Genomic DNA, 18,791 nt, shown 5'->3' on the forward strand with positions numbered 1-18,791 from the left:
CGCAGGACCCACATGTGGGAGGGGCAAGCCCCTCCCACATTGATATTGCGGTGGCGTCAGAGTCGGGTTATGCCATCATGGCCCTTACCGCCCGCCAGCGAACGAATGTCCATGCCCAACGCCGCCCCCTCCTCCCTGTCGATCACCCTGCAGATCGTCTCCATCGTCTTCTACACCTTTATCGCCTTTATCTGCATCGGCCTGCCGATTGCGGTGATCCCTGGCTATGTACATGAGCAACTGGGTTTCAGCGCGGTGGTAGCGGGGCTGACTATCGGCTCGCAGTACCTGGCCACCCTGCTCAGCCGCCCGATGGCCGGGCGGATGTCGGACAACGTCGGCACCAAGCGTGCGATTGTGCTGGGACTGGCCGGCATCCTGATCAGTGGCGTGCTGACATTTTTCGCGACGCTGCTGCACGGCATTCCCGGCTTGAGCCTGGGCATTCTGATCGTCGCCCGGCTGTTGCTGGGCGTGGCCCAAGGGTTAATCGGCGTGGGCACCATCAGTTGGTGCATGGGCCAGGTTGGCGCGGAGCATACGGCGCGTTCGATCTCCTGGAACGGCATCGCCTCTTATGGCGCCATCGCCATTGGTGCGCCGCTGGGCGTGGTGATGGTCGCCGAGTACGGCTACAACAGCCTGGGGCTGGCACTCACCGTGTTGGCGGCGTTGGGCCTGGTGCTGATCCGCAACAAGCCATCGGTGCCGGTGGTGCGCGGCGAACGCCTGCCGTTCTGGGCGGTGTTCGGGCGTATCGCCCCGTTTGGCGCCAGCTTGTGCCTGGCGTCCATCGGCTACGGCACCCTCACCACCTTTATCACGTTGTATTACCTCAATCGCGGCTGGACCGGCGCGGCGTACTGCCTCACGGTGTTTGGCGTGTGCTTTATTCTGTCGCGGCTGGTGTTTATCTCGGCGATCAGCCGTTTTGGCGGCTTTCGCGCGGCGATTGCCTGCATGGTCATCGAAACCCTGGGCCTCACGCTGCTCTGGCTGGCCCCTACCACCGGCGTAGCGTTGATCGGTGCCGGGCTGACCGGCTTCGGTTTATCGCTGGTGTACCCGGCGCTGGGCGTGGAAGCCATCAAGCAGGTGCCCAACAGCAGCCGTGGCGCCGGGTTGAGCGCCTACGCGGTGTTCTTCGACCTGGCCCTGGCGATTGCTGGGCCGTTGATGGGCTTTGTAGCGCTGAACCTTGGCTATGGCTGGATTTTCTTCTGCGCCGCGCTGCTGTCGGTCACGGCATTGGGCTTGACCTTGCTGCTTCAGCGGCGCGCTTACTGATCAGCCGTTTGCAGGCCGGCGCGGGTAGGTTCGCTGAGGGTGTGGGCGAAAAAGCGTCCGGCCTCGGAAATAAGGTCGCGGTGAATGCCTTCGCGGTCGACGCCGTCGGCATCCGTGCAGATGGCCGGCATTGCCGCCAGTTGGTCGCTGTCGCACGGAGCCATGAACACGAAGTGCCCTGCCCCGGCCAGCAGTTTGAAATCCGGCGGCTGCGGCAGTTTGCGCGCCAGGGCCGCAGCGTTTTTGTCCACGGCCACCAGCTTGTCACCGTCACCGCTGTAGAGCAGCACCGGCACATGCACGTCGGCCAGGGTGTGCCGACCAAACATCAGGCTCAGGGGTGCCATCAACATCAGCGCGTGGATACGTGGGTCGGACTGCGGCTGCAAGTCATCCCGGTCGACCACCAGCTCGCCTTTGGTGGTACAGGCATCACGGTCTTCGGGGCGCTCCTGGCAATAGCGGCGCAGGCGATCGAAATCCGGCTTGGCACCCGCCAGGATCAATGCCGTCTCGCCGCCGGCGGAATAGCCGATAACGCCCACTTGGTCGACGTCAACGAAGGGGGACAGCATCGGGTCCGCCAGGGTCGCGGTGATGGCTTCGGAAATCTGGATCGGCCGCCCATATAGGTTGCTCAGCGTCCCCAGGCGGCTGTGATCTTTATAGTTGTCGCCGGGGTGCAGCACCGCCACCACCACAAACCCTTTGCGCGCCAGCGAGGTGGCCAGGTCATGCAACGCCAGTGGCGTGCCGGTGTTGCCATGGGACAGCATCAGCATCGGGAAACGGCCGATGGCGATCTTGGAGTCTTCCGTGGCGGCGACGTGATAGGCGCCCACCTGCGTGCTGTGCTCGGTGTCGGTGGAGGGATAGAACGCGACGGCCTTCATTGGCTGCAAATCCAGCGGGTCGAGAAACGTCATGCGATGAAAGCCCACACTCCAATGAGGGTGCGGCGCGGGCGCGGCGTGCACTGAAATCAGGCTGCCGAGCAGGGAAAGAACCATAACAGCACAAAGACGCATCATGGGGATGTCCACCTTTGCTGCGTGAGAACCGACATGTCGAATGAAAAGCCCAGGGTGTCGAACCCATGCTTGCACAACCTGGGCCACATTAAAAAAGACCGCGGGCAAACGAAAAAACTCCGCACTCCGGTCGCGTTCAGGCGAGCAGAATACAGAGTTTAGGCGCCCGGTTTCAGATTGAAACCGGGGGACAGCGAAATTTACACAAGCCTTACGCGGCGGCGAACAATTGTTCGTTGATCAGTACGTTGGCGTCGCTCATGGACTTGCTGCGCACTTCATCACCGTAGGCCAGGCCTTCGGCACGCACGATTTCGATATCGGTGATGCCAAGGAAGCCGAACAGCAGTTTCAGGTAGCCCTCGTGGGCCGCACCGGTGGCTTGACCGGCATGCATGCCACCGGAGGTAGACACGATGATGACTTTTTTGTTGCCGCACAGGCCTTCCGGGCCGGCTTCGGTGTAGTGGAAGGTCTGGCCGGCCACGGCGATGCGGTCGATCCAGGCTTTGAGCTGAGTCGGGATGGTGAAGTTGTACATCGGCGCGCCCACCACGATGGCGTCGGCGGCAAGAAATTGCGCCAACGACGAGGCACTCAGCTCGGCTTCGTGCTTTTGCGCGGCATCGCGCAGCTCGGCGGCGGTGCCCAATGCACCCAGGGTGGCGCCGGAAAAGTGGTTGATAGCGTCGTCGGCCAGGTCGCGGTAAGTCACTTCCACACCCGGTTCGGCCGCCTGCCAGGCTTTGACAACGCCGGCGCTGAGCTGACGGGAAGCCGAGTTGTCGCCGAGGATGCTGGAATCGATGTGCAACAGTTTCATGGTAGGTCTCCGAATGGGATCGACGGTGGCGATCAGATGGTGGTGATACTACGTATGAAACCAATGTTCGATAAGCCGTCTGAAATGCGATAGTTTGTCCCACTGACAGGACAATAGGCTCCGCCATGCAAGACCTTAACGACCTCTACTATTTCGCCAAAGTTGTCGAAGCCGGCGGTTTCGCGGCCGCCGGTCGGCTGTTGGGCATTCCCAAGTCACGGCTGTCGCGGCGCATTGCCGAGCTGGAAGAACGCCTGGGCGCGCGCCTGCTGCAACGCACTACCCGGCAGTTGACCCTGACCGCCGTTGGCGAGCGCTACCTGCGTCACTGCCAGGCAATGCTGCTGGAAGCCGAGATGGCCGATGAGGCCGTGGCGAGTATGTCCAGCGAGCCGCGCGGGCGGTTGCGAGTCACTTGCCCGGTGGGCTTGGCACAAAACATGATGCCCGACGTGGTTGCCGGGTTCCTCGCCGCCCACCCCCAGGTGCAATTGGAAATGACCCTGGTCAATCGCCGTGTCGACCTGGTGGCCGAAGGCATCGACGTGGCCCTGCGCGTGCGCGAATTGGGCGACGAGGACCCGCTGTTGGTCACCAAGCGCCTGCGTCCGGCCCAGACCGTGCTGGTTGCCAGCCCCAACTTTCTAAACGGCCGCCAGGTCAGCACCCTCGATGACCTCAAGCACTTGCCGATACTTGGCGCATTGGAGGCCGACCGCATGGTGCACCAGCGTATGCTCGACCCTCGGGGCAACCCGCACGACCTGGTGATGGAAGCGCGGTTGGGCGTGGATGACTTCAACGTACGCAAGGCCAGCGCGATCATGGGCCTGGGCTTTACCGTGCTGCCGATGATGTATTGCGAGGAAGAGCTGGCCAGCGGTCGCTTGGTGCAACTGCTGCCCGAATGGTCGTTGCCCGGCGGCTGGCTACAGGCGGTGTACCCCCATCGACGTGGCGTACTGCCGGCCATTCGCGCTTGGATCGATTATCTGGAAGAAGGCTTTAAAAGCTGCGGAGACCGCCTGCTATGAAGATGACCGAAGAACACGTCGCCACGTTCTGCCTGAGCCTGCCCGGCGCGCGGGAGGACTACAAATGGGGTGGCGTGCGGGTGTTTTCAATTGCCGGCAACAAGATGTTCGCGTTACAGAACCTGCGCGGCGACTCGCTGGCGTTCAAGGTCGATAAAGCGTTGTTCCTGGGCCACGTGGACCGCCCCGGCATCCACCCCGCGCCGTACCTGGCGCGTGCGCAGTGGGTGATCATGAACACGCCCTACCCGCTCGGCGCCGAGGAGCTGCGCGGCTTGTTGCGGCGTTCCCACCAACTGGTGGTGAGCAAACTGCCCAAGCGCACGCAGATCGGCTTGCTGCTAGAGGACTGACAGCCAGCTGCCGCCCAGGAACAACTGGTCCAGCCAGAATACTTGATGCAGCAGCACGATCACCCAGAACAGCACCTGGTAAGACACTTTGCGCGTCTTGTGGCGCAACACCTGCTGGGCAATCAACGCGCCTGGCCAACCGCCTGCCAGTTCCACCGCATGCAGGATGTTTTCCGGGGTGCGCCAACTGTCGGTGCGCGCCTTGCGCTTATCGCTCCAGTACAGCAAAAACGCGACCACACTGACCAGACCGTAGGCCGCCAGCGGGATCACGGTTTCACCGCGCCGCCACACCCCTATCGAGCCCAGCAGCGGCGCCGCGCACAACAGCGCAAAGATCGCCGCCTTCAAGCGCGGATGCTGGATGCTCATGCCTTGGCCGCTGCCCAGTCGATCCAGCCGAACTGCCAGGTCGCCAGGATCAACAGGCCAAACCCGATGCGGTACCAGGCAAACGCCGCATAGCTATGGCTGGCGATGAACTTGAGCAGCCCCTTGACCGCGATCATCGCAAAGATGAACGAGGTCACAAAACCGATGGCGAACACCGGCAGGTCCGCCGGTTGGAACAGGTCGCGGTACTTATAGCCCGAGTACACCGCCGCACCGACCATGGTGGGCATGGCCAGGAAGAATGAGAACTCGGTGGCGGTCTTGCGCGACAGGCCGAACAACAGGCCGCCAATGATGGTGGAGCCGGAGCGGGACGTACCCGGGATCATCGCCAGGCACTGGGCGAAGCCGACCTTGAGTGCGTCTTTCCAGGTGATGTCGTCGACACTCTCGGCGTGCACCTCATGCTCGCGGCGCTCGGCCCACAACATGATGATGCCGCCCACCACCAGCGCCGTGGCCACGGTGATCGGGTTGAACAGGTAATGGTGGATCAGGTCGGCGAAAATCACGCCCAGCACCACGGCGGGCAAAAACGCGATCAACAGGTTGAGTGTGAAACGCTGGGCGTTGCGCTGGGTGGGCAAGCCGGTGACCACATCCAGAATCTTGCGACGGAACTCCCAGACCACCGCCAGGATGGCGCCGAGCTGGATGATGATATTGAACGCCATCGCGCGTTCGCCGCCGAAGTCGAGCAAATCGGCGACGATGATCTGGTGACCGGTGCTGGAAATCGGCAGGAACTCTGTAAGCCCCTCTACTACGCCAAGAATCAATGCCTGAATGGCGGTCCAAAAATCCATGCTTCCCCCAAAGGTCATGCGCGGTGGCATGCCTTATCAATCTTTTTTAATGGTTCACTGACCGAGCGCGCGAAAGGCCCGGCGTTGATGGCGATCAATGCCGGCCTGCAAAATTTCGTGAAAAATCAGACAGTACTCAGGTTTTGCGACTTCAGGCCGAAAGCCTATCAGACAAGGCGTAAAAGTCGATGCGACGCCCACAATTATAAAAAGCCCGGAGTGACAGGACGATGAACAGTTTGCGCAATATGTCGATCAGCCGCCGCCTTTGGCTGATCCTGATAGTCGCCGTGCTGATGCTGCTGGCCTTGGGTTTGCTGATGCTCAAGCAGATTCATGACGATCTTTACCAGGCCAAAAGCCAACAGACCCAGCACGTGGTCCAGACCGCCAGCGGGATACTGACGTTTTATCACAGCCTCGAAACCACCGGCGTGATGACCCGCGAAGCCGCGCAAAAACAAGCCCTGAGCGCAGTACGTGGGTTGCGTTATAGCCATGATGATTATTTCTGGATCAACGACCTCACGCCCGTGATGATCATGCACCCGACCAACCCCAAGCTCGACGGCCAGAACCTTTCGGCTATCCGCGATCCGGACGGCTTTGCGATCTTCAACGAGTTCGTCAGCCTGGCCAAGGCCAAGGGCGCCGGCATCGTCAACTACCGCTGGCCCAAGCCCGGCTCCGAAGCGCCGGTGGCCAAGACCTCGTATATCCAACTGTTTGAACCCTGGGGCTGGATCATCGGCTCCGGCGTATACGTGGACGATGTGCAAGCCGAGTTCAGCGCCCAAGTGTGGAAAGCCTCGTTCATTGTGCTGGGCATCGCGCTGCTGATGGGTTTGCTGGTGGCGTTGATTGCCCGCAGCATCGTGCAACCGTTGCAGGCCGCAGTGAACGCCATGGGCAATATTGCCAGCGGCGAAAGCGATCTGACCCGCAGCCTCGACACCCACGGCCGCGACGAAGTCACCCAACTGTCCCAGCACTTCAACAGCTTTACCGCGAAGCTGCGCCAGGTGGTGAGCCAGTTGCAGTCGTGCGCCAACGCCCTTGGGCAATCGTCCACGGAGATGGGCAATAACGCCAGCCAGGCCCATGACCGCAGCCAACAGCAGTCGCAGCAGATGGAACTGGTGGCCACCGCCATCAATGAAGTCACCTACGGCGTGCAGGACGTGGCCAAGAACGCCGAACATGCCGCCAGCGAAATGCGCGAAGCCGAAGCACAGGCCCAACAAGGCCAGGTCAATATCGACGGCAGCCTGCAGCAGATCGATCAGCTGTCCCATACCATCAGCCAGGCCGTTGAAGTGATCCGCACCCTGTCCAGCGAAAGCACACAGATCGGTGGCGTGCTGGAAGTGATCCGCTCCATCGCCGACCAAACCAACCTGCTGGCCCTGAACGCCGCCATCGAAGCGGCACGTGCCGGCGAGCAAGGTCGCGGGTTCGCCGTGGTGGCCGACGAAGTGCGCCTGCTTGCCCAGCGCACGCAAAAATCCACCGCCGAAATCCAGGTGATGATCGAGCGCCTGCAAGGCCACTCGGAAGCGGCGGTCAAGGTGATCAGCGACAGCCACAGCGCCTCGCAACTCACCATCGAGCAAGCAGGCCAGGCCGGCGCCAGCCTCACGGCCATCGGCCAGGCCCTGCGCAACCTCAACGGCCTGAACGCCTCGATTGCCAGCGCTACCCTGCAACAAGCGCACGTGGTGGAAGACATCAACCAGAACGTTACCGAGGCTGCGGGCTTGTCTCACAGCACGGCGATAGCCGCAGAGCAGTCGAGCCTGGCCAGTACCCAGTTGCGCGGTTTGAGCGACCAACTCGACGGCCTGCTCCGCCAATTCAAGGTCTGACGTACATATCAAGATGTGGGAGGGGGCTTGCTCCCACATTTGCCCTTCAGTGTTTTGAAGATTGCTTACCTCTGGTTACAATCACCACCCTCTCCCACTCCCCCAAGGATCCGCCATGTCCGGGCTTGAACTGATCGCCGCCGCCCTGGGGGTGATCGCTGTCTGGCTGACGGTCAAGCAAAACCCGTGGTGCTGGCCCATCGGCCTGGTGATGGTGCTGCTCTATACCTGGGTGTTCTACGACGTGAAACTCTATTCCGACATGCTGCTGCAAGTGGTCTATGCGGCGCTGCAGGTGTATGGCTGGTGGCAATGGACCCGCGCCGGCGAAGTCAAGCACGGCCGCCAGGTCACCCGGCTGGGAGTGCCTGCGGTGATGGCCAGCCTGGCCGTGGGCGCAGTGGGCAGCCTGTTGCTAGGCGCCGCCATGGCCCACTGGACCGACGCCGCGCAACCGTGGCTCGACGCCGCCCTCACCGGCTTCAGCCTGGTCGCGCAAATGTGGATGGCGCAAAAGCGCGTGCAATGCTGGCCGTTGTGGATTGCGGTGGATGTGATCTTCGTCGGGCTGTTCCTCTATAAAGGCCTCTATCTCACCGCCGCGCTCTATGCGCTGTTCACTGTGATCGCCGTGCAAGGCTGGCGTGAATGGCGCGCCGACCCGGCGTTGCAGCCATGAAGGTAGTGGTGCTGGCCGGCCCCGAATCCAGCGGTAAAAGTTGGTTGGCGGCGCAGCTGCACGCGCATTTCGGCGGCTTGATGGTCGGCGAATATGTGCGGCATTTCATCGATGTTCATCAACGCGACACCTGCCTGGCGGATATTCCCGCTATCGCCCACGGCCAACTGGCCTGGGAAGACGCCGCGCGCGCAGCAAAGCCCAGGCTGCTGATCCTCGACACTCACCTGCTCACCAACAAGCTCTGGAGCCAGACCTTGTTCGGCGATTACCCCGCCTGGCTCGATGACGAGTTGCTGGCGCGCCACTACGACCTGCACTTGCTGCTCTCGCCCGAAGATGTCGAATGGACCGCCGACGGCCAACGCTGCCAACCGGAGCTGGCGGACCGCCGCGCGTTTTTCCAGGCCAGCCTGCACTGGATGCAGCAGCATCGCCAGCCCGTAGTGGTGATTCGCGGGGATTGGGCCGCGCGGCGCGCCCAGGCGTTCGCCGCCGTGACGCAGTTGCTCGCCACGCCCTCACCCGCCTGACGGCAGGCCGGATGCTGATCGGCGCGGGCATCAGCGCTTTTTACGCGTGCCCAGTTGAATCCAGGTCGGCGCATGGTCACTGGCGTGGGGCTCGTTACGCACCCAGGCGTCCACGCCCGCGTCTTTCAAGTACGGCTTGAGTGCCGGGTTGAGCAGCAGATGGTCGATGCGCAGGCCGGAATTTTTTTGCCAGTGCTGACGGAAATAATCCCAGAACGTATACACACGCTCCTCGGGATACAGGTGCCGCAGGGCGTCGGTCCAGCCTTGGTCGAGCAGCCGCCGGTAACAGGCGCGGCTCTCGGGTTGCAGCAAGGCATCCTTGAGCCAGGAGCGCGGGTTGTAGATGTCCAGGTCAGTGGGCACCACATTGAAATCCCCCGCCAACAGCACGGGATGCTTGCTGGCTTGCAGCGCGCCCGCGTAGTCGATCAAGCGCTCGAACCAGGCCAGTTTGTAGTCGAATTTCGGCCCCGGTTGCGGGTTGCCGTTGGGCAAATACAGGCAGCCAACCAACACGCCGTGCACGGCTGCCTCGATATAGCGGCTTTGGTTGTCGTCGTCATCGCCGGGCAAACCACGTCGGCTTTCCAGCGGCTGGGCGTCCCGCGCCAGGATCGCCACACCGTTCCACGCCGCCTGGCCCAGGCAAATCGCACCGTAGCCGGCGCTTTCGAAGTCGGTGTAGGGGAACAGGCTTTGCGGTGCCTTGAGTTCTTGCAGGCAGACGATGTCGGGCTGCTCGCGCGCCAGCCATTGCAGCAGGTTGGGCAGGCGCGCCCGCAGACCATTGATGTTGAAGGTGGCAATTTTAAGCGCTTTCATGGAACGGGCTCCTTCCAGGGCTCTTTGGGTAGAGCCTGGAAGGTGGGTCGATGTTCCGTCTTAGTAACCCAGCGACAGCCCGGTATTGCGACGCGGGTCATTCGCGCCGTAGAAGCGGTTGTTACCCACCGGTTTGCCCCCCAGGGATGGCGCGCCTACCAGGATCGCCGCCAAGTGGTTGGCATCCTGCGGGCCCGCGAACTGATGGCCCCAGCTTTCGAGGATCTTTTGCGTGTCCGGGCTGACCGCGAAGGTCTCCAGATTGGTGGTTTGCGGCATCCACTGTTGGTGGAAACGCGGCGCGTCGACCGCTTCCTGGATGTTCATCTTGTAGTCAATGACATTCAGGATCGTCAGCAAGGTCGCCGTGATGATACGGCTGCCGCCCGGCGTGCCCACGACCATCACGGCCTTGCCATCCTTGGTAACGATGGTCGGGCTCATCGACGACAGCGGCGCCTTGCCTGGGGCGATGGCGTTGGCTTCACCCTGCACCAGGCCATACATGTTCGGCACGCCGACCTTGACGGTAAAGTCGTCCATTTCATCGTTGAGGATCACGCCGGTCTTGCTCGCCATCACGCCCGCGCCGAACCAGTCGTTCAAGGTGTACGTGACGGAAACCGCGTTACCCCACTTGTCGACGATGGAGTAATGGGTGGTGTTGTTGCCTTCATGGGGCGACACGCCCGGCTTGATCGCCTGGGAGTCACCGGCCTTTTGCGGCTCAATCGCGTCGCGCAGCTTGGTCGCATAGTTTTTGTCGAGCAGATGCTCGATCGGGTTCTTCACAAAGTCCGGGTCGCCGAGGTAGCTGTTGCGGTCCACGTAGGCGTGGCGCATCGCTTCGATCTGGTAGTGCAGGCCCTGGGCCGAGTGATAGCCCAGGTCGGCCATCGGGTAGCCTTCGAGAATGTTCATGATCTGGCAGATCACTACGCCGCCCGAGCTTGGAGGCGGCGCCGAGACCACGTGGTAGCCACGGTAGTCGCATTCGATGGGCGCCAGTTCGCGGGTCTTGTATTTATCCAGGTCCGCCTGGGTGATGATGCCCTTGCCGGCCTGGCTGGAATCCACCAGCGCCTTGGCGACCCAGCCTTTATAAAAGCCGTCCGCGCCCTTGGCGGAGATTTCCTTGAGGGTCTTGGCCAGGTCTTTCTGTACCAGCTTCTGGCCCACCTGCATCGGTTGGCCGTTGTGCAGGAAGATACCGCGCAGGTCCTTGTCTTTTTCGAACTCGCCGGTGGCGGTGTGCAACAGGTCGATATCCCCTTGCTCCAGGGCGAAGCCGTTTTCCGCCAGTTTGATCGCCGGGGCGATCACCTGGGCGCGCTTGAGCGTGCCGTATTTGCTCAGGGCCAGCTCCATGCCGGAAACCGTGCCGGGTACGCCGACGGCCAGGTGGCCCTTGGCGCTGAGCCCTTCGATGACGTTGCCGTCCTTGTCCAGGTACATATTGGCGGTAGCCGCCAGCGGCGCTTTTTCGCGGAAGTCGAGGAAGGTCTTGCGCCCATCCGCCAGTTGCACGGTCATGAAGCCGCCGCCGCCCAGGTTACCCGCCGCCGGGTAGACCACCGCCAGCGCGTAGCCCACGGCCACCGCCGCATCCACCGCGTTGCCGCCCGCCTTGAGCACATCCACGCCCACATGCGTTGCCAGGTGCTGGGCCGTCACCACCATGCCATTTTCACCGGCCACCGGGGCCTGGGACGCGGCGTGCACGCCACTGACCGTCAACACCAGCGCGGTGGCAATCAAGGTACGGCTGAAGGGTTGGTATTTCATCCATGGCTACTCTGGTTATTGAGATGCACCAAAATAGCCCGTGGCGGGTTTAATCCCCAGCGCAATGGCGTTTTTATTACAGAACTTGTCGGTCACAGAACGGCCATCAAAACACCCATGCTATATTTCGCGCCACTTTCCGCCGCCTCCCAGACACGAGCGCCTCCATGAGCTTTGATTTCGACAAGATCCACCCACGCCTCGGCACCGGCAGCACCAAGTGGAACCGTTACCCGGCCGATGTATTGCCGATGTGGATCGCCGACATGGATATCGCCGCGCCGCCCGCCGTGCTGCAAGCCCTGCATGCGCGCCTGGACCAGCAGATCCTCGGCTACAGCGTGGCCGGCCCGGAGGTACGCGACGCCATCGTGGCCGACCTGTGGGCCAAGTACGCCTGGCGCGTGCTGCCTGAAGAACTGCTGTTTTTGCCCGGCGTCGAACCGGGGTTCAACATGGCGCTGCACGCGTTTGTAGCGCCTGGCCAGCCGGTGGTGCTGCAAACCCCGAACTATCGCCCGATTCGCCTGGCGCCCGGGCACTGGAATTTGCCGCGTATTGAAGTGCCGTTTCAATTGGTCGACGACGACTATGTCACGCCGATGTCCACCATGAACGAAGCGCTGAATGGCGCCGGCGCCCTGCTGCTGAGCAATCCGCACAACCCGATAGGCAAAGTGTTCCCGCGTGAAGAACTGCTGGCGCTCGCCAACGCGTGCCTGGAGCAAGGCGCGCTGATCATCAGTGACGAAATCCATGCCGAACTGTGCTTCGATGGCCGCCGCCACATCCCTACCGCCAGCCTCGGCCCAGAGATCGCGCAGCGCACCATCACGCTGATGTCGGCGAGCAAGGCCTACAACGTGGCTGGCTTGAAAACCTGTTTTGCCGTGATCCAGAACGCCGAGATCCGCGAGCGTTTCAACAACGCGCGTTGCGGCATGGTCGACAGCGTCAGCCCACTGGGCCTGGAAGCCACCCGCGCCGCCTACAGCCAGTGCGGCGAATGGCTTGAAGCGCTCAAGCACTACCTGCAAGCCAACCGCGACTACCTGCTCGATGCCGTGAACACTCGCCTGCCCGGTGTGGTGATGCATGCGCCGCAAGGTACCTTCCTGGCCTGGCTCGATTGCACGGCCCTGGGCCTGGAAGACCCGCAGCAGTTCTTTCTGGACCGGGCCAAGGTCGGCTTGAGTGCGGGGATTGAGTTCGGCGATGACAGCCAACAGTTCGTGCGCCTGAACTTCGGCTGCCCGCGGGCGATGCTGGAAGAAGGCTTGCAGCGCTTGGAGCGCAGCTTGCAAAACCGCTAAAGCACGCCCCAAGAACAGCCCCCCGCCGGTACGCGGGGGCCTGCGCCTACAACTTGGCGATAGACACTTCGGTCGACTTCACGAAGGCGATCACTTCACTGCCCACTTTCAATTCCAAGTCACGCACCGAACGGGTGGTGATCACCGACGTCACGATGCCGGACGCGGTTTGCACGTCGATTTCCGACACCACTTCCCCCAGCAGAATCTCTTTGATCACGCCCTTGAACTGGTTGCGCACGTTGATCGCTTTAATGGTCATGTCGGCTTTCCTTTTGGCTGTTGGGTCAATCCGCACGAATGCGCAGGCCCCCAAAGTGCGCCATCGGCACACACATCAAAAGGAATATATAACTCTTTATTTATTCATTTTAGATATATGCATGACAACCGATCAAGCCGCTGCCGTCCTCGCCACCCAACAGGTATCACGCCAATTTTTTGCGCAAGCTCACCCAATACCGCGTCCGCGCTTGCACCTCCAGGCCCAGTGTCGAGGCCAGCAGGCTGAGGATGCGGTCGGTGTCGTCCAGGCGGAAACTGCCGGTTACCCGCAAGGTTTCAAGGCCCGGCTCCCAGCGCAACACGCCGGGACGATAGCGCTCCAGTTCGCGCAAAAAGTCGCCGAGCGTTTGGTTCTGAGCGCTCAGCACACCATCGCGCCAACCGAGTTGCAGTACATCAAATGGCGCCGAGGAGCCGAGCCCACTGGCCTTTAACGGCGCTTGCCGCCCTGCCTGCAAGGTCGTGCTGTTGCCGTTCAAATCCCGCACTTGCACCGCGCCCTTGAGCACCGACACCCGACAGCCGGCGGCCAGTTGGCGCACACAGACTTCAGCCTGGCTGACCAGCAACTCGCCATAGCGGGTTTGCAGCGTCATCGGCGCCATGCCGGGTACATTCAACGCCAGTTCGCCATCGACCAACCTGATACGCCGCTGCGCCACGTCTACGTCAGCCGCCGTAGCGGTGTTGAGTTGCAGGCTGGCACCGTCGGCCAGCGGCAGGCGTTTGCGTTCGCCGGTGGCGGTGTGCAGGTCGGCGCGCCAGGTGTCGACGGGCAACTGACGGCTGATCAACCAGGCGGCCGGCAGCAACGCCGCCACACCCAGGGCGCGTTTGAGCACCGCGCGGCGACCGGGTTGCGGGCGATCGAGGCTGGCCATGGCCAAGGCTTGAGGCAAATCGCTGAAACGTCGGCGCAGGGATTGGGCTTTCTGCCAGGTGTGCTCATGCTGGGGATGGCTGTCGCGCCAATGCTGCAACGCGGCGTGGTCACGCTCGGTGGCGGCACCGGATTCCAGCAGCGCCAGCCACTGAGCGGCGGCACGCGCCACCTCGCGGCTCACAGGTCCACCAGCAGGCAGTGTTCGTAGGCTTGGGCCATGTAGCGTTTTACCGTGCGTTCGGAAACCTGCAGGCGCTCGGCAATCTCGCGGTACCCCAGGCCTTCCAACTGGCTCCACAAAAACGCACGGCGTACCAGCACCGGCAAGCCATCGAGCAATTCGTCCAGGGCTTGCAGGGTTTCCAGCACCAGCCAGCGCTGTTCGGGCGATGGCACGCAGGCTTCAGGCAAATTGGCCAGCGCGTTCACGTAGGCCTGTTCCAGGCTGCGGCGCTGATGAAAATTCACCAGCAGGCGCTTGCCCACTGTCACCAGGTAAGCGCGGGGTTCGTGCAACTGCGCCAGCGGCTGGGCACTGGCCAACACGCGCAGGAACGTATCCTGGCTCAGGTCCGCCGCGTCCCAGGCGTTGCCCAGGCGCCTGCGTAGCCAGCTTTCCAGCCAACTGCGGTGGTCACGGTACAGGCTCGATAGCGTCGGTTCAGGGGCGTGCGTCGGGGCAACAGCATCATTCATGGCAAGCAACCTGCGCGGCGCGAGTGAGTCTCAAATGAGATTCATTCTATTTAATATCGCGCCGTTGCACCATGGTCTTTTCAACGCTGCGTTTATAAGGTCGTCTCAGCGTCCCTCACAAAATTGAAATGAGCCCGCTTGCTGCCACTGAACAAAAAGCTGGTTTTCAACTCGGCGCCCGGACCGATAATGCAGTGCGCATCCACCCCGCAACCGCCACGCAGCAGTGAGCCGCCGGCAATAAAACAATGGGCGCCGATGATCAGCGGGGGTTTGGGCAACGTTGGCGATGTAGTCGGTGAGTCGGATCAAGCTCCAAACCTTCAGTGCTCAGAGACCGCGCTTGCGCAGCCATTGCATAAAGCCCTTCTTCACCGGCACCACCGGCGCCTCCTGGGTCAGGGCCTGCGCGGCGTGCAGGCGGAAATCCAGCAGGGTTTTCATCGCGTCGGCGATGTCTTTGCGCGCGTCCAGGCACGGGGTCAGGTATTCCTTTTCGATGCGGTACAACGTGCAGAAGGTCTTGGCGGTAAAGTCCGCCAGGGCCGCCTGCTCCGTCAAAATACCCGCCTCGCCAATCACCTCGCCCGGGCCCATGCGCCCGGCCTCGAACGCGTGCCCGCCCTTGATCAGCATCACCGAGACCACGCCGGACTCGACGATAAACAAGTGGTCGCTCACCTCGCCCGCCGGCAGGATCATCTCGCCGGCGCGGTAGGCATGCAGGGTCATGTTCTGGCTGAAGGTTTCCTTTTCTTCTTGGCGCAACGTGGAGAAAATCGACGAACTGTCCAGCAGCGCCCGTGGCCGTGAAGTCGCTACCGACGTGGCGCTTTCGACCGCCGACAACAGGCTCACGCCCGCCGCCTGCAAATGCCGGAAGGCCAGGTCATAGAGTTGGTTGCGCACCTCGCGCTTGAGGGGCATGGCGGGCACGAACCCACTGATTTCATACTCCACTCCGCCACTGGCCGAGGTCTTGAATGCCACGCTCGGCGCCGGTTTGGCCAGCAACGGTCGGCAGCCCTGCATCGCGCGCTCCAATGCTTCGATCACGGTTTGCGGGCGCGCGTGGGGGCTGACCTGCAAACTGACGGCCAGGCCGAACATATCCGCCGGGCGCGAAAAGTTGATGATCTTGGCCTTGGCCGCCAGGGAGTTGGGGATCACCGCCATGCTGCCCTGCGAGGTCTGCAAGCGCGTGGCGCGCCAGTCGATATCGGTGACCCGGCCTTCAGTACCATCGATGGAAATCCAGTCATCCAGCTGATAAGGCTTGGTGGTGTTGAGCACGATCCCGGAGAACACATCGCTCAAGGTGCTTTGCAACGCCAGGCCCACAATGATCGCCACCGCCCCGGACGTGGCCAGCACGCCTTTGACCGGCAGGTCGAGTACGTAGGCCAGCGCGGCGATGATCGCAATCAGAAAAATCACCGCGCCGATCAGGTCCTGCAACAACCGCCCGGTATGCCCGACCCGCTGCACCATCAGCGCACCGAGCAACACCGTGAGCGTACGCGCCGCGAACAGCCACCAGCCGATCTGCAAGGCCGTGGCCGCCATATGCAAGGCGGTGTTGTCGGCATACGGCGGGACCAGCATGGGGTTCATGCCGTCGTTGAACAGTACAGCGCTGAACACCGCAAAAATGACCAGGCGTGCGACGAGTTTCCAATTGGCGAGCCTGACCGAAATCAAGCGCCACACAGCGATGTCGATGAGGATCAACGCCAGGGCGCACAGCATCGGGTGATCAGAGATAAATGAGGGCATCCAGGCGACTCCAGGGCGAATGGCGTGAAGATCGCATGAATTGAGAACGCTGGAAAACAAAATGTGGGCGCCAACTTATCCGCGATGCAAACGCCTCAACGTATGCGTAACGCCACGGCGTTGCTATCGCAGTTCAAGCCAGCGGCCAGAGGGGTCGCGGTGAGGCTTCATGCGCCCATACGCCCAAACTTTCCCGACTGGAAGTCCGCAAACGCTTGGTGAATCTCCTGTTCGGTATTCATCACGAACGGCCCATGCCCAACGATGGGTTCGTCGATCGGTTCACCGCTGAGTAGCAGCACCATGGCGTCATCGTTGGACTCCAACACCAGTTGCGTACCGTCACGTTCGAACAATGCCAGTTGCCCTTGACGTGCCACTTCTTCGCCGTTGACCAGCACGGTGCCGCGCAGGATCACCAGGGCGGTGTTACGTCCGGCGTGCAGGTCTAGCGTGACGGGCTTACCGGCGTTTAGGCGCATGTCCCACACGTCGATTGGCGTGAAGGTCCGTGCAGGCCCTTTGACCCCGGCGAACTCTCCGGCAATCAAGCGCAGGTTGCCGGCGCCATTGGCCAGCGGCAGTGCGGGAATATCACCGTCGACAATCGTCTGGTAGCCGGCCTCGGCCATTTTGGACTTGGCCGGCAGGTTGACCCACAGTTGCACCATCTCCATTGCGCCGCCTTTACGGGCGAAAGCTTCGGAATGGAACTCTTCATGAAGAATGCCTTTGGCGGCGGTCATCCATTGCACATCGCCTGGGCCAATGGTGCCGCCGGCGCCGGTGGAGTCGCGGTGTTCGACTTCACCGGCGTAAACGATGGTCACGGTTTCGAAGCCGCGATGGGGGTGTTGACCGACACCACGACGTTGTTCGGTCGGGGTGAAATCGACCGGGCCGGCGTGGTCCAGCAATAGGAACGGGCTGATGTGTTTGCCAAGGTTGTCGTAGGAAAACAACGTGCGCACCGGGAAACCGTCGCCGACCCAGTGGGCGCGAGGGCTGGTGTAGATGCCGATGAGTTTTTTCATGGTAATCCTCCAAAGTGCATACACCTTATAGCTGATACCAATTCAGCGCTAGATGGCATAAACAGCCTTGAGTGTTCCATGCATAGAACGATTAACCGTCGCCTCACGCCGCTGAGACCAGGGCCCCGCGCCGGTTACGCAACAGGTGAAACGCGACAAACGCCATCAGCGCAAAACCCGCCTGGATCATGATCATCGGTGTCGCACTTGCATCACGCAGTTGGCTCAGCAACAGGCCGCTACAGGTGGCGCCGAACATCTGCGCAAAACCCATCAAGCCCGCGGCCAGGCCGGCGCGGTGCGCGTTGGGCATGACCCCGCCGGTGACCGCGCCAGGTAACACCAAGCCGCCGCCCAAGGTGGCCAGGGCAATTGGAATATCCAGGCCCAGCACCGACAAACCAAACAGCGCGTAAATCAGCGCGGCCGATACCCCGCCGATGGCGACCAGCGTCACCCCCATCGCCACAATCCGTTGCGGCCCCAGGCGCAGGATATTGCGTCGGGTGTAAGTAGACCCAACGATCAGCATCGACACGATCAGGCCAAAATTGATGCCGTACTCCAGGCTGCTAAAGCCCAGCAGGTTGATAAAGACCGCCGATGACCCGGCAATTACCGCGAACATCGCGCCATAGGTGCACGCCAACGCCACCGCGAATGCGCGATATTGGCGACCCTTGAGCAAATCCAGATAGTGCCCGCCCAGGGTGCGCCAGTGGCCGGCCTTGGGGTCCAGGTAGTGATTGCTTTCTCGAAAGAACAACAGCGCCAGCAGCAACACCGCGCTGCCGATCGCCAGCGCAAGCATGATCGGCGCGCGCCACCCCACCAGCTTGATCAGCAGGCCGCCGACCATCGGCGCAACCACGATGGCATAGAGCATGCCGATCATGGTCAACGCCAATGCCGGCCCCGCTTCGGCCTTCCACACATCCCGCACCACCGTGCGCGCCAACACCAGCGCCGCGCAGGCGCCCAGGCCTTGCAGTACGCGAGCCGCAATAAACTGATGAATATCGTTGACCAACAGCATCGACAAGGTCGCCACCCCATACAGCACCAACCCGCCGAGCAATACCGGGCGGCGGCCAATGCGATCCGACAGCGGCCCGAACACCAACTGCCCCAGGCCAAAAGCCGCGACAAACGCCGACAACGCCATCAAGGCCGAGCCCGGCGGCGCCACCAGCGCCTGCTCGATAACGCCAAGACCGGGGATGATCAATTGGGTCGAGACTTCGCCGAGTGCCGTCAGGGCCACCAATAAACACAACAAGCTGCGTGAGGGCGCCGGGGTATTGAGCATGGGGATCATCCGGGGGGCTGGATTAATTTATATTTCGACCATAATATGCGTAAAAAATTATGTCCATAATTTTTTGCCCAC

The 18,791-nt window shown here is 61.9% G+C and carries 19 protein-coding genes and 1 pseudogene; 7 read left to right on the top strand and 13 right to left on the bottom strand.

Annotated elements, in window-relative coordinates; genetic code table 11:
- The first annotated feature begins 111 nt into the window (after nt 1-111).
- Nucleotides 112-1,287: an MFS transporter gene (locus AB4N98_RS00105; RefSeq protein WP_017528996.1), complete on the top strand. Its 1,176-nt coding sequence runs from the start codon at nt 112-114 to the stop codon at nt 1,285-1,287.
- Here the strand turns inward: AB4N98_RS00105 and AB4N98_RS00110 are convergent.
- Entirely contained in the window at nt 1,281-2,318 is a 1,038-nt protein-coding gene (locus AB4N98_RS00110; protein ID WP_017528995.1) for an alpha/beta hydrolase family protein, read from the bottom strand. The genes AB4N98_RS00105 and AB4N98_RS00110 overlap by 7 nt on opposite strands.
- Before the next feature lie 211 nt (nt 2,319-2,529).
- A complete protein-coding gene (locus AB4N98_RS00115) occupies nt 2,530-3,141 on the bottom strand; it encodes an FMN-dependent NADH-azoreductase (RefSeq protein ID WP_017528994.1) in 612 nt (203 codons plus the stop codon).
- A 125-nt stretch (nt 3,142-3,266) separates the two neighbouring features.
- On the opposite strand from AB4N98_RS00115, the gene AB4N98_RS00120 reads away from it, so the two are divergent.
- Together AB4N98_RS00120 and AB4N98_RS00125 are read left to right on the top strand one after the other, a co-directional pair.
- Nucleotides 3,267-4,175 carry a LysR substrate-binding domain-containing protein gene (locus AB4N98_RS00120; RefSeq protein WP_017528993.1) on the top strand — a complete coding sequence of 303 codons (909 nt, stop codon included), beginning with the start codon at nt 3,267-3,269 and terminating at the stop codon, nt 4,173-4,175.
- On the top strand, nt 4,172-4,528 hold the full coding sequence (locus tag AB4N98_RS00125; RefSeq protein ID WP_017528992.1) for an MmcQ/YjbR family DNA-binding protein: 357 nt from the start codon (nt 4,172-4,174) through the stop codon (nt 4,526-4,528). Before AB4N98_RS00120 ends, AB4N98_RS00125 begins: the two co-directional genes overlap by 4 nt.
- Here AB4N98_RS00125 and AB4N98_RS00130 read toward each other — a convergent pair.
- Together AB4N98_RS00130 and AB4N98_RS00135 are read right to left on the bottom strand one after the other, a co-directional pair.
- Nucleotides 4,517-4,900 (bottom strand): DUF1294 domain-containing protein, encoded by a 384-nt coding sequence (locus AB4N98_RS00130; protein ID WP_017528991.1) that lies wholly within the window; start codon nt 4,898-4,900, stop codon nt 4,517-4,519. The two genes, AB4N98_RS00125 and AB4N98_RS00130, sit on opposite strands and share 12 nt — an antisense overlap.
- A complete protein-coding gene (locus AB4N98_RS00135) occupies nt 4,897-5,727 on the bottom strand; it encodes an undecaprenyl-diphosphate phosphatase (RefSeq protein WP_017528990.1) in 831 nt (276 codons plus the stop codon). The genes AB4N98_RS00130 and AB4N98_RS00135 overlap by 4 nt, the downstream gene beginning before the upstream one ends.
- 230 nt (nt 5,728-5,957) lie before the next feature.
- Between AB4N98_RS00135 and AB4N98_RS00140 the strand changes: the two genes are divergently transcribed.
- From AB4N98_RS00140 to AB4N98_RS00150, 3 genes are all read left to right on the top strand, one after another.
- Nucleotides 5,958-7,592, top strand: coding sequence for a methyl-accepting chemotaxis protein (locus AB4N98_RS00140; RefSeq protein WP_017528989.1), 1,635 nt, complete (start codon nt 5,958-5,960; stop codon nt 7,590-7,592).
- Between the two features lie 115 nt (nt 7,593-7,707).
- Nucleotides 7,708-8,271, top strand: coding sequence for a nicotinamide riboside transporter PnuC (gene pnuC / locus AB4N98_RS00145; RefSeq protein WP_017528988.1), 564 nt, complete (start codon nt 7,708-7,710; stop codon nt 8,269-8,271).
- The gene (locus tag AB4N98_RS00150) at nt 8,268-8,804 is read left to right on the top strand and encodes an AAA family ATPase (protein WP_017528987.1); all 537 of its coding nucleotides are present in this window, start codon (nt 8,268-8,270) and stop codon (nt 8,802-8,804) included. Before pnuC ends, AB4N98_RS00150 begins: the two co-directional genes overlap by 4 nt.
- A gap of 30 nt (nt 8,805-8,834) precedes the next feature.
- On the opposite strand, the gene xth is transcribed toward AB4N98_RS00150, so the two are convergent.
- Both xth and ggt read right to left on the bottom strand, forming a co-directional pair.
- Nucleotides 8,835-9,629: an exodeoxyribonuclease III gene (gene xth, locus AB4N98_RS00155; protein ID WP_017528986.1), complete on the bottom strand. Its 795-nt coding sequence runs from the start codon at nt 9,627-9,629 to the stop codon at nt 8,835-8,837.
- Between the two features lie 60 nt (nt 9,630-9,689).
- Nucleotides 9,690-11,414 carry a gamma-glutamyltransferase gene (ggt, locus tag AB4N98_RS00160; protein WP_017528985.1) on the bottom strand — a complete coding sequence of 575 codons (1,725 nt, stop codon included), beginning with the start codon at nt 11,412-11,414 and terminating at the stop codon, nt 9,690-9,692.
- 167 nt (nt 11,415-11,581) lie between these two features.
- On the opposite strand from ggt, the gene AB4N98_RS00165 reads away from it, so the two are divergent.
- On the top strand, nt 11,582-12,727 hold the full coding sequence (locus AB4N98_RS00165; RefSeq protein WP_460149145.1) for a MalY/PatB family protein: 1,146 nt from the start codon (nt 11,582-11,584) through the stop codon (nt 12,725-12,727).
- A 46-nt stretch (nt 12,728-12,773) separates the two neighbouring features.
- Here the strand turns inward: AB4N98_RS00165 and AB4N98_RS00170 are convergent, their stop codons facing one another.
- The 7 genes and pseudogenes from AB4N98_RS00170 to AB4N98_RS00200 form a co-directional block, all read right to left on the bottom strand.
- Nucleotides 12,774-12,989 carry a TOBE domain-containing protein gene (locus tag AB4N98_RS00170; RefSeq protein WP_003173733.1) on the bottom strand — a complete coding sequence of 72 codons (216 nt, stop codon included), beginning with the start codon at nt 12,987-12,989 and terminating at the stop codon, nt 12,774-12,776.
- Nucleotides 12,990-13,155: 166 nt separating this feature from the next.
- Nucleotides 13,156-14,076, bottom strand: coding sequence for a FecR domain-containing protein (locus AB4N98_RS00175; protein WP_116078905.1), 921 nt, complete (start codon nt 14,074-14,076; stop codon nt 13,156-13,158).
- Nucleotides 14,073-14,591, bottom strand: a complete 519-nt coding sequence (locus AB4N98_RS00180; protein ID WP_017528982.1) for a sigma-70 family RNA polymerase sigma factor — start codon at nt 14,589-14,591, stop codon at nt 14,073-14,075. Before AB4N98_RS00180 ends, AB4N98_RS00175 begins: the two co-directional genes overlap by 4 nt.
- Before the next feature lie 107 nt (nt 14,592-14,698).
- Nucleotides 14,699-14,872 (bottom strand): annotated as a pseudogene (locus AB4N98_RS00185) (LpxA family transferase); the annotation flags it as partial.
- 49 nt (nt 14,873-14,921) lie between these two features.
- Nucleotides 14,922-16,367: a mechanosensitive ion channel family protein gene (locus AB4N98_RS00190; protein WP_017528980.1), complete on the bottom strand. Its 1,446-nt coding sequence runs from the start codon at nt 16,365-16,367 to the stop codon at nt 14,922-14,924.
- Nucleotides 16,368-16,534: 167 nt separating this feature from the next.
- Nucleotides 16,535-17,401, bottom strand: a complete 867-nt coding sequence (locus AB4N98_RS00195; protein WP_017528975.1) for a pirin family protein — start codon at nt 17,399-17,401, stop codon at nt 16,535-16,537.
- 103 nt (nt 17,402-17,504) lie between these two features.
- A complete protein-coding gene (locus AB4N98_RS00200; protein ID WP_017528974.1) occupies nt 17,505-18,710 on the bottom strand; it encodes an MFS transporter in 1,206 nt (401 codons plus the stop codon).
- Nucleotides 18,711-18,791: the final 81 nt, after the last annotated feature.

This window comes from Pseudomonas sp. S3_E10, from assembly GCF_054667615.1.

Excerpts from the sequence above, each read along its gene's own strand:
- AB4N98_RS00170 (WP_003173733.1), bottom strand. The coding sequence starts at position 12,989 with ATGACCATTAAAGCGATCAACGTGCGCAACCAGTTCAAGGGCGTGATC.
- xth (WP_017528986.1), bottom strand. The coding sequence starts at position 9,629 with ATGAAAGCGCTTAAAATTGCCACCTTCAACATCAATGGTCTGCGGGCG.
- AB4N98_RS00140 (WP_017528989.1), top strand. The coding sequence starts at position 5,958 with ATGAACAGTTTGCGCAATATGTCGATCAGCCGCCGCCTTTGGCTGATC.
- ggt (WP_017528985.1), bottom strand. The coding sequence starts at position 11,414 with ATGAAATACCAACCCTTCAGCCGTACCTTGATTGCCACCGCGCTGGTG.
- AB4N98_RS00110 (WP_017528995.1), bottom strand. The coding sequence starts at position 2,318 with ATGATGCGTCTTTGTGCTGTTATGGTTCTTTCCCTGCTCGGCAGCCTG.
- AB4N98_RS00165 (WP_460149145.1), top strand. The coding sequence starts at position 11,582 with ATGAGCTTTGATTTCGACAAGATCCACCCACGCCTCGGCACCGGCAGC.
- AB4N98_RS00130 (WP_017528991.1), bottom strand. The coding sequence starts at position 4,900 with ATGAGCATCCAGCATCCGCGCTTGAAGGCGGCGATCTTTGCGCTGTTG.
- AB4N98_RS00120 (WP_017528993.1), top strand. The coding sequence starts at position 3,267 with ATGCAAGACCTTAACGACCTCTACTATTTCGCCAAAGTTGTCGAAGCC.
- AB4N98_RS00195 (WP_017528975.1), bottom strand. The coding sequence starts at position 17,401 with ATGAAAAAACTCATCGGCATCTACACCAGCCCTCGCGCCCACTGGGTC.
- AB4N98_RS00125 (WP_017528992.1), top strand. The coding sequence starts at position 4,172 with ATGAAGATGACCGAAGAACACGTCGCCACGTTCTGCCTGAGCCTGCCC.
- AB4N98_RS00180 (WP_017528982.1), bottom strand. The coding sequence starts at position 14,591 with ATGAATGATGCTGTTGCCCCGACGCACGCCCCTGAACCGACGCTATCG.
- AB4N98_RS00115 (WP_017528994.1), bottom strand. The coding sequence starts at position 3,141 with ATGAAACTGTTGCACATCGATTCCAGCATCCTCGGCGACAACTCGGCT.
- AB4N98_RS00105 (WP_017528996.1), top strand. The coding sequence starts at position 112 with ATGCCCAACGCCGCCCCCTCCTCCCTGTCGATCACCCTGCAGATCGTC.
- AB4N98_RS00200 (WP_017528974.1), bottom strand. The coding sequence starts at position 18,710 with ATGCTCAATACCCCGGCGCCCTCACGCAGCTTGTTGTGTTTATTGGTG.
- AB4N98_RS00150 (WP_017528987.1), top strand. The coding sequence starts at position 8,268 with ATGAAGGTAGTGGTGCTGGCCGGCCCCGAATCCAGCGGTAAAAGTTGG.
- pnuC (WP_017528988.1), top strand. The coding sequence starts at position 7,708 with ATGTCCGGGCTTGAACTGATCGCCGCCGCCCTGGGGGTGATCGCTGTC.
- AB4N98_RS00135 (WP_017528990.1), bottom strand. The coding sequence starts at position 5,727 with ATGGATTTTTGGACCGCCATTCAGGCATTGATTCTTGGCGTAGTAGAG.
- AB4N98_RS00190 (WP_017528980.1), bottom strand. The coding sequence starts at position 16,367 with ATGCCCTCATTTATCTCTGATCACCCGATGCTGTGCGCCCTGGCGTTG.